The sequence below is a fragment of the Arthrobacter sp. Y3225116 genome, assembly GCF_059091245.1.
The window spans coordinates 1-8,839 of the sequence record NZ_JBNHGL010000120.1; the positions used below are offsets into that span (position 1 = coordinate 1).

Below are 8,839 nucleotides of genomic sequence, written 5' to 3' on the forward strand. Positions count from 1 at the left end.
GCCAGGCACTGGGGCTGCCGGCCCCCGCGCGGCCGGCCGGGCCGTTGCCGGAGGACGTGCAGGCGCCGGTGGACGGGGTGGTTCCCTTCGTGACCCCCAACGAGGAGTTCTATCGCATCGACACTGCGCTGATCGTCCCGTCGGTAGATCCGGGGCAATGGCAGCTGCGCGTGCACGGACTGGTTGAGGAAGAGTTCAGCATCGACTTCCAGGAGTTGCTGGAGGCCAAACTCGTGGAGAGCTACACCACGCTGACGTGCGTTTCGAATCAGGTGGGCGGGGACCTGGCCGGCAACGCCCGCTGGCTGGGGTATCCGCTGCGCGACTTGCTGGCGCGTGCACGCCCGCTGCCGGAGGCGGACATGGTCCTGTCCACCAGCGTCGACGGCTTCACCGCTTCGACCCCCTTGGAAGTGCTGACCGACGGCAGGGACGCGCTGCTCGCGATCGGGATGAACGGGGAGCCCCTGCCGCTGCAGCACGGTTTCCCCGTGCGGATGGTGGTGCCGGGGCTGTACGGCTACGTGTCCGCGACCAAGTGGGTGGTCGACCTGGAGCTCACGCGGTTTGCGGACAAGGCCGCCTACTGGACCACGCGCGGCTGGTCGGACCGCGGTCCGATCAAGACGGCCTCGAGAATCGAGGTGCCTCGGCCCGGAGCCCGCCTGGCGGCCGGCCCCCTGGCCTTTGGGGGAACGGCCTGGGCCCAGCACCGGGGTCTGTCAAAAGTCCAGGTGCAGTTGGACGACGGCGACTGGGTGGACGCCCAACTGGCGGCGGAGGCTTCCGTGGACACCTGGCGCCAGTGGTACTTGGTGCAGGACGACGTTCCGGCCGGCCCGCACCGGCTCCGGGTGCGCGCCTGGGAGGCGGACGGAACGCTGCAGACGGAGGCCGCGGCGCCGCCTGCTCCGGATGGCGCCACCGGCTGGCACAGCGTTGATTTCACTGTTGATTAACCGCCGGGTCATCTTCGTCACAGGGTCCGCGCCTGAAGCCCGGGATTCCGCCACCGGTCTGCAGGAGGCGCCCAGCTTCGGTTGCTATGCTCAATACCCCGCCTCCCGTTGCCGCAGGCGGCTGCCCGTTCCCAAGGCGGCACCGCCGTCGTTCCCGGCGCACCGATTTCCTACCGTTCACCTTCCCTTCCCTCCAGGAGACCCGCACCCCGATGACCAGCCCGGCAGTAACCGATCAGCACAAGGACCTCATGGACCGCAGGTACGACTCAGGCGTCGCCGACATTAACCGTCTCTGCGACGAACTGCGGGACCTGAAGCCGGGTACCGAGGTCTCTTACGTGGATCCGATCCACGACGCCGATGAATGCCGGATCGTGTCGCTCTACTCGAACATCGGGCACGCCTCTGACACGGGTTTCATCTGGCCGGGGGACCAGGAGGCGACGACGCGGATGCTCGGGCTGCAGTGGCAGCTCGGCCTGCGGCCCCAATATGTGATGCCGTGGAACGTGCATCCGTGGTTCACCCCGGGCGAGGCCAACGGCAAGCTCACCCCCGACCAGATCAACGCCGGGCTCAAGCCGCTGCTGAAGATGCTGACGCTGGTGCCGCGGGCCTCCGTGCTCGTGGCACACGGAACCGAAGCCCAGCGGCTGGCCGGCTTGCTGCTGAAGACCGAGAACCCGCTGCTGTGGCGGCGCGGCTTCAAGACGTACAAGGTTCGGGCGCTCAGCGGCCGGGCGTTCGCGGGATCGCCGACCCGCCAGCAGGAATGGCTGGACGCGATGCACGAAGCCTATGCCGACGCCATGGCGCGCACCGGGCTGGGCCGGCCCACCAAGTAGCCCGTCGCCCGCTGACGAGCATTGCGGCGCCCCAGGGGGGCGGCTAGATTATCTGCATGTCTCAGGAACCAGGGATGGGGGCGCCTGGAGCTCAGGGAACCGGGGGAATGTCCGGCGAACCGGAACGTCCTGCGCCGCCGCGTCCGCAGATGTCCGACCTCACGCCGCCTCCGATCACCGGGACTTTGGTGCCGCCGCCCGCTGTCAAGAGGGTCCGCGTCTTGTGGGTCCTCAGTTTTTTATCGGGACTGATTGCGGGGATCTTCGCGTACTTTGCGCAGGACGAGATCCTCAAGCACCTGCGCGGGCTCATCGACGGTTTGGAGCAGGGCGCCGACGGGGAGACCGTGGAAGCGCTCGCGGTGGTGGTTTTCTGGGGAACCTTGGGCATGCTGGCGCTCGTCATTTTGGTCGAGGCCGTGCTGCTGCGGGCCCTCATGCGCCGGCACGGCAAGGCGCGCTTCGTGCTGCTCGCCATGCTGTTCGTCCACGGGGCGGTGACCCTGCTGGCCGACGAATTCCTGGCCGCTCCCGGCGATCAGGAATTGGGCATCAGGATCATGCTGGTTCTGCAGCTCGTGCTAGCCGGCGCGGCGGTAATCGCCAGCGTCCTGAGCGGGGCCAACCAATGGTTCCGTGCCGAGCACCAGGGGCGGCGAGGCAGGCCCGCCTGAAGCAGGCTGTATACCGGCCAGCAGTTCCTCGCAGCTGCGAATGACGATCTGGCAGACCTCGGTGACGGCACGGCCGCGCAGCGGGTCGCCGGCTACGGCGTGCCAACGTCTCAGGCACGCCACGGCGTGCTCCCGCAGGACCTCGCCCGGTGCGTCATGTGGAAGCCCCAGGCGTTCGGGTGCCGAGACGCCTTCGCCGCCGATCATCCGTTCAGCTTCCGCGGCCAACTCCGGCTCCAGCGGCAGCCCGGTGGTGCGGGCGGCCGCCAGCAGACGCAGTTCGCGGAAGGCGTGGGCGCTGGCGAGCAGCCGTTCCAAGCCGGCCGCGACCCCTGCGGCGCCCGGGCGGGGGTGGTCGTTCAGCAGCTTTTCGACGCCGACCAGGGCCGTCCGGGCTTTCAGCTGTCCGGCCCGGGCTTGGAACTGCCCGGTCATCACGGCCAGCAATTCGTCCAGCCCGCTGCGGCGGGCCAGTTCGTGGGCCAGCGCGGTCGGCTCCGAGATGCCTCCACGGAGCAGCGCGGCTGCCAGCCGGAGCCCGAAGAGCCCGAACCTGTCCAGCAACTTTGCCCGCGCTTCCGGCGTGGCGGAGAGCGGACCTCCCGGGCGGACGAAGCGGTCCGCGGACAGCAGAAGCAGCTCCCGTTCCCGCCTGTCCAAGGCAGCGAGCTCGGCGAGGATGGCGTATTCCGCCTGCCGCAGGCTGCGCGCCGACTGGGCCAGCAGGCCGGCGATCGGCACTACCCCGAGGGCCAGAGAACGCAGCGCGCCGTCACGGCGGTACCGCGCCGCGATGTCCCGGGCGGAGAGCATGGCGTCGATCCGGCCGGACCCAACCTCGTCCGCACGGGACAGGACCGCCAGCGCGTTGACGGTGCCGCTCTGGCCGGCCGCGGTATCACGGAAGGACTCCAAAAACCCCAGGTCGGACGCGTGCAGGTGCCGCAGCAGGTAGATGATCGCGTCGGCCTCCGAGGGTCCGTCGGCCGGCGTCAGGAAATCGGTGGAGCGGGCCGATACGTCCCGGGAGAGCGAGGCAATGCCAGGCGTGTCGATCAACGTCACGTCCCGCAAGGTTCGGGACGGCCAGTCCACCACGAGCCTGTCGACGTCCTCTGCCTGGATCCCGCCGAGCTCGAACACCAACCGGCCGTCGGCGCGCTTGGTCGGTAGGTCCCGAGGCGCTCCAGAACGCGGGTGCAGGGTGATCCGCGGAGTGTCGCCAAAGCGGTACCAGGTGACCATCCGGGTGCACTCTCCCGTGTCGGTCGGGGCAATCTCTTCGCCGATAATGGCGTTGAGCAGGGTCGACTTGCCCGCTTTGACCATGCCCGCGATGGCGATCCGCAGCGGCTCGTCGAGCCGGCGCGCATACTCCTCCAACACCTGACGCACGGCCGGTTCGTCGCGGTAGGCTTCTATCGCTTCCCGGACCAGCCCGCGCGCCGCTTCGACATCAGCTCCGGCTGCCGCGGCATTCATGCCTGTCCAGCCAATTGCGGTGCAGCGTCCAGCGCCAATGCCTGCTTGCGCAGCGACTCCACGAGTGCGAGGGACGCCTTGAGCTCCTTGATCCGCAGGTCGCGTTCCTGGTGGAACCGGCTTGCCGCCTTCTGTGCCGCCAGTACCGAATCCGCCAGCGAGCGATGGTGCTCTTCGGCCAGTTCGGTGAAGTGGTCGCGGGTGGCCCGCTGGACGATCCTGAGCCGGTCCTTGAGCTGCTTGCCCACTTGGAACACGACCTCATCGACTTGTTTCCGGACCAAGGCCTTAGCCTCCGATTGGCGGCGCTTCAACCGGGCTTCCTTGTCTTCGCGGTAGGCCTTGCCGCCCAGCAGCAGGCCGGCGCCGACCGAGATCGGGTTGATCAGCGCCATGCCCGCGATCCCGGTGAGGAGACCGAACATCAACACGCCGCCGTACGAACCCCGCATGCCGATCAGTATTTTCTGGACCGGTCCAAGGCGTCCTGCATCCAGGTCCGGGATTTGCTCGACCGGGTCGAGCACGTTCTCCGTGGAATCGACCTGCAGCAACGGCAGGGTCACGTCGTCCTGGTTGAAGTGCTCGGCGACCTTTTCCGCCAGCCACAGCGACCGTTCGTTCGTCCACACGAAGGTGTCGGACACGGCCGATGCCACCCGCTGTTCCAGCCAGTGCACAAACTGCTCCCATTGCGGACCGGGATCCCCGGCATCGATGGACTGCTCGGCGTCCCGCAAAATGCTGCGCAGCCGGTCCCGCAAGTCGTATTCCATATCGGCGATGAGATCGCTCATGCCGTCATTGAGCGTGACCTGCCAGCGGGAAGAACGACGGCGGAGCTCGTCGGCGCGTTCCTTGGCCGTTTCCAGCTCGGCCAGCATCTCCGGGGTGCCGTCCGGATTCTCCAGCGCGCTCAGTTCCGACTTCAGCGACAGCCGCAGATGGTCCATGGCCGAAATCAGGTCCTGCGCCACGGACCGCCGCTGGAGCCGCTCGGTCTGGCCCAGGATCTTCTGCCGGAGGTAGGCCACCAGCTCCGGAAATCCTGATTCGGCGTTCAGGTCGCTGTCACGCATTTCGGCCGCCCGGAGGCGAAGCTCCGAGGAGATCGGAATCAGCGGCATGTCTGCCCCGATCCGCTTCAAATGGCCCCTGTCCAGTTCGGCCACGCGGCGCCATTGCGGGTACAAATCCGTCTTGGACAGGACGCCGGCCACATTGGGGCAAATCCGTTGCGCCTGCCGCAGGAACCGGATCTCCGGTTCGGTGAACTCCTGGGATGCGTCCGAGACCAACAGCACGGCGTCCGCCGTCGGCAATGCTGTCAGCGTGGTGAGGGTATGGGCCGAGTCCAATCCCCCGACCCCCGGCGAGTCCACCAGGGCGAGTCCGCCGTGCAGGACCTTCCGGGGCAGGGAGACTTCCGCGGCTGCCAGCCGACGCTCGTTACCCGGATTCCCCCGTTCCGAGACGTGCTCGGCGAGCTCGTCCAAGGCGACCGGCCGACGATCCAGTTCAACGTCCCCGTCGCCGGAGTCGGTGCGTTCCTTCGGCACCAGGATCACGGCTGAGGCAGGCTCCCCGTGCTTTACCACCGTCGGCACCGAGGTGGCGACGTCGTCGTCGATGGGGCAAACCGGCGCATTCACCAGGGCGTTGATGAGCTGGCTTTTGCCTTGCTTGAATTCGCCGACGACGATCACCCGGGTGGTCGGATCCTGCAATCGCCTGCGGGTCTGCTCCAGGCGCCGCTGCAAGTCTGCACGCTCACCCTTCTTGGCCAATTCCTGGCCCTGATCCACCAGCTTGACGAGCTCGACCACCGTATCCCCTTTTGACTTCCGGCCCCGCGGCCGGACCGTGACACTGTCCAGCAGGAGGTCCCCCGGCCTCCTGCTGGACAGCTGATCTGTCGTGATTCAGTTATCAGGTCGGTTAGAAATCGACCTCTTCGGCAACAACGCTGTCTTCGATTTCCACTTCGTTGTCCGCGACGATGACGGAATCGTTGACGGAGTTGTCGGTGAACTCGGCGTCGATGTCCGCGTCCACCTGCACGTCCGTGTGGGTGGAGCTGTCGTTGAACGAATCCTCGACCTCGACCTCGTTGTACGAGTCCTCGATTTCGACCTCCTTGTTGAAGGAATCCTCGACGTTGATGTCGGTGTTGGTGGAGTTGTCCTCGTTGAAGGAATCCTCTACCTCGATTTCGGTGGTGTTGCCGTTGTACGAGTCCTCGATTTCCACGTTGGTGGAGTTGTCGGTCGAGTGGTCCGTCGAGTTGTCGGAGTTGTCGTTGAACGAGTCTTCGACTTCCACGTCCACGTCGACATCCTCGTTGTAGGAATCCTCGTTGAAGGAGTCCTCGTTGTAGGAGTCCTCGTTGAAGGAATCCTCAACGTTGAAGGAGTCCTCAACGGAGATGTCGGTATCCCCGACGGTCACGTCGCCCTCGATGTCACCGGTGGTCACGGTGGTTGAGTTATCAGTCGAGTGATCCTCAGAGTAATCCTTGGAATTGTCCGTCGAATTATCCACGGTGGCGTCCCCGCCCGCCGCAACGGAGTCGTCGCCCGAGGCGATCACGGCGTCGTTGTCGAACCACTGGTTGACGTCGCCGTCGGCCCAGATGTTCTGGTTGACGGACTGGTCCGTGATGGTGTCCCGATCGTCGATCGTAGAGGTGTACGAGTAGTTGTTCACGATGTGCGTCAGTTGCTGCACAGCGTGGGCGTGGTCATCATGATCGTTGCCCCTGCCGCCGCCGTGACCGTGGTCATCGTCGTCATGGCCGCCACCCCCGTGGCCGCCGTCTTGACCGTGGCCGCCTCCGCCGTGGCCCCCGCCACCGTTGCCGCCGCCGCCCCAGCCACCGCCATTGTTGCCGGAGTTGTCGCTGGACCAGTCGCCGGTGTCGCCGCCGGAGTGGTTGCCGCCGGTGTTGTACTCGCGGTCGAAGGACGAGCTGGCGTCCACGGGAGCGTAGTCGAGGATGACCGGCATGATGGCGTCCACATCATCGGAGCACACGTCGCCCAAGCCGGCCTCGGCGAGGGCGGCCTCCGGGTCTGCCTGGAATTCGGCGGCTGCCCGCGGATCACGGAGCAGATTCATGATGAATTCGAGAAGAGAGCTTGCGAGCGTAGGCATTATGTGAATCCCCATTCTTATTCCTACTGGATCTGGCCGAAAACTATGGATGGTGGCCCGCCGAGCTGAGTTGCTTGGCTTGGTTCAAAGCTACGGCCGGGCTGCTGTCGCCCGCATCGGGGCTTCCTCCCCCGCCGCCCGCCCCCTCCAGGGGGATCGCGGTAGCCGGGGACTAGGTAGGGAGGGGTCCCAAGCCCGGAAGTCCGCGGAACTACTGCGGGGAACCGTCTTCGCCGAGCGCAAGCCGCAACTGGGTCAGCAGCTCGGCGCGGTTCGAAGCCCCCAGCCTCCGGCGGATCCGCGCTATGTGGTGCTCCGCGGTACGCGGCGAAATAAAAATCGCGGCCCCGATCTCCCGGTACGTCTTGCCCTCCAGCACCAACCGGGCGACTTCGCGCTCCCGCTCGCTCAAGACGGCGCTTTCTTGTCCCTGTGCTGCTCCGGCGGGGACCGCTGCCTGCCCGCCGTGCTCGGCCCCAGTGACCTCGGTCGGCGCGTCCATGGTCCCGCGCGTGCCGGGATGAAGGTCCCTGGCGCAAGCCAGGAGGCGGCTCATGTCCTTGCGCTCGTCGGCGTGCGCTGCCGCGTGCCCGGCGAGGCGCGCCCCGTCCCAGGTGAGGCCGACGGATGCGAGCGCGCGGGCGGACTCCTCCACCAGCTTCGGATCGATCCTGCCGGCCAGCACCGTCACCCACGCCCGGCCGGCCGCCGCGAGCACGCCAGCCAGTCGGTACGTCCCCGAGGCCCGCACCAGCGCCGAGGCATGCGGGGCGAGCTCGCTGGGGCTGTCCGCCAACAGCGCTGCCTGGGCCGCATACCAATGCAGCGAGGTAGACCACAGCGCCGGTTCGCCCAATCTCCCCAGCAGCGCCCACGCCTCCGTCAAATGCGGCTGCAGCCTCGCGGAATCACGCAGGCGGGCAGCGGCTACCGCCAGTTCGCCCAGCGGCAAAAGGCTGTAGAGATCGACGGCGACGTGCAGCAGCCGGCCCCGCGCCCGGTCCCAGGCGCGCACCAAGGCAGCGGTGTCATCGGTTCGCCGCGCCAGCCCGACCTGCAGGGCGTCCAGCAACAATTCGTCGCGCGGGGTGGGACGGATTCCGCTGGCGGTCGCCTCTGCGATGGCAGCCCCGGCGCTGTCCGGGTGGTCCTGCAGCATGGAGACCCAGGCCCGCAGGAGCAGCAGCCTCAACCGGGCCGCCGGGCCTCCCTGGCGTCCGCTCAGTGCGTCGTCGAGGACGGCTGCCGCTACGGGGAGCTCACCGCTGTGCAGGGCCACCAAGGCCGCGAGGGCGGCCGGGCTGTCCGGCAGCGGAATGGCGGCGCCGGAGGCCGTGAGCATGTCGGAAGCGCGCACCAGGGCCGGCAGCGCCTGCTCGGTGTGCTCGCCGGTGGACGCGGCGATGCCTTGTCCCATCAACGAGACGGCCACGTTCGTCAGGGTCGGCGAGTTGTCGGCATGGTTGCCGGCAAGCAGGCTTCGAGCCTCGTCGGGGTCACCCGTACCGATCATGACCACGGCGGCCAGCGCCCGGGAGGCCTCCGTGGCGGGCGATCCGAGCCACCGGTAGACTTGGGCGCTGCGCGCCAGCATGCCCCGCTGCGCCCACAGCGACGCCGCCACGTCCGCTCCGCGGAGCCTGTCCGGTGCATCCGGCTGGGCCAGGAGCCGGTCAAGGATGCGGCCGGCTGTTTCGAGGTCTCCGGAGGCCAGTGCCGCCTG

At 67.5% G+C, this 8,839-nt stretch carries 7 protein-coding genes; 3 read left to right on the forward strand and 4 right to left on the reverse strand.

The annotated features are described in order from the left end of the window. The 3 genes from AC5RV2_RS11490 to AC5RV2_RS11500 form a co-directional block, all read left to right on the forward strand. Positions 1-959 (forward strand): molybdopterin-dependent oxidoreductase (locus AC5RV2_RS11490; protein ID WP_494092436.1); only part of this gene is annotated, 959 nt, incomplete at its 5' end. A 212-nt stretch (positions 960-1,171) separates the two neighbouring features. Then, positions 1,172-1,807 carry a uracil-DNA glycosylase family protein gene (locus tag AC5RV2_RS11495; protein WP_494092437.1) on the forward strand — a complete coding sequence of 212 codons (636 nt, stop codon included), beginning with the start codon at positions 1,172-1,174 and terminating at the stop codon, positions 1,805-1,807. 107 nt (positions 1,808-1,914) lie between these two features. Further along, complete coding sequence (locus AC5RV2_RS11500; protein WP_494092438.1) at positions 1,915-2,481, forward strand: hypothetical protein; 567 nt, start codon at positions 1,915-1,917, stop codon at positions 2,479-2,481. Here AC5RV2_RS11500 and AC5RV2_RS11505 read toward each other — a convergent pair. From AC5RV2_RS11505 to AC5RV2_RS11520, 4 genes are all read right to left on the reverse strand, one after another. Next, positions 2,389-3,963: a dynamin family protein gene (locus tag AC5RV2_RS11505; protein ID WP_494092439.1), complete on the reverse strand. Its 1,575-nt coding sequence runs from the start codon at positions 3,961-3,963 to the stop codon at positions 2,389-2,391. The two genes, AC5RV2_RS11500 and AC5RV2_RS11505, sit on opposite strands and share 93 nt — an antisense overlap. Continuing rightward, positions 3,960-5,789 (reverse strand): dynamin family protein, encoded by a 1,830-nt coding sequence (locus AC5RV2_RS11510; protein WP_494092440.1) that lies wholly within the window; start codon positions 5,787-5,789, stop codon positions 3,960-3,962. Before AC5RV2_RS11510 ends, AC5RV2_RS11505 begins: the two co-directional genes overlap by 4 nt. A 112-nt stretch (positions 5,790-5,901) precedes the next feature. Further along, a complete protein-coding gene (locus AC5RV2_RS11515) occupies positions 5,902-7,116 on the reverse strand; it encodes an IniB N-terminal domain-containing protein (protein ID WP_494092441.1) in 1,215 nt (404 codons plus the stop codon). 211 nt (positions 7,117-7,327) lie between these two features. Beyond that, positions 7,328-8,839: LuxR C-terminal-related transcriptional regulator (locus tag AC5RV2_RS11520; RefSeq protein ID WP_494092442.1), on the reverse strand; the 1,512-nt coding region annotated here is incomplete at its 5' end.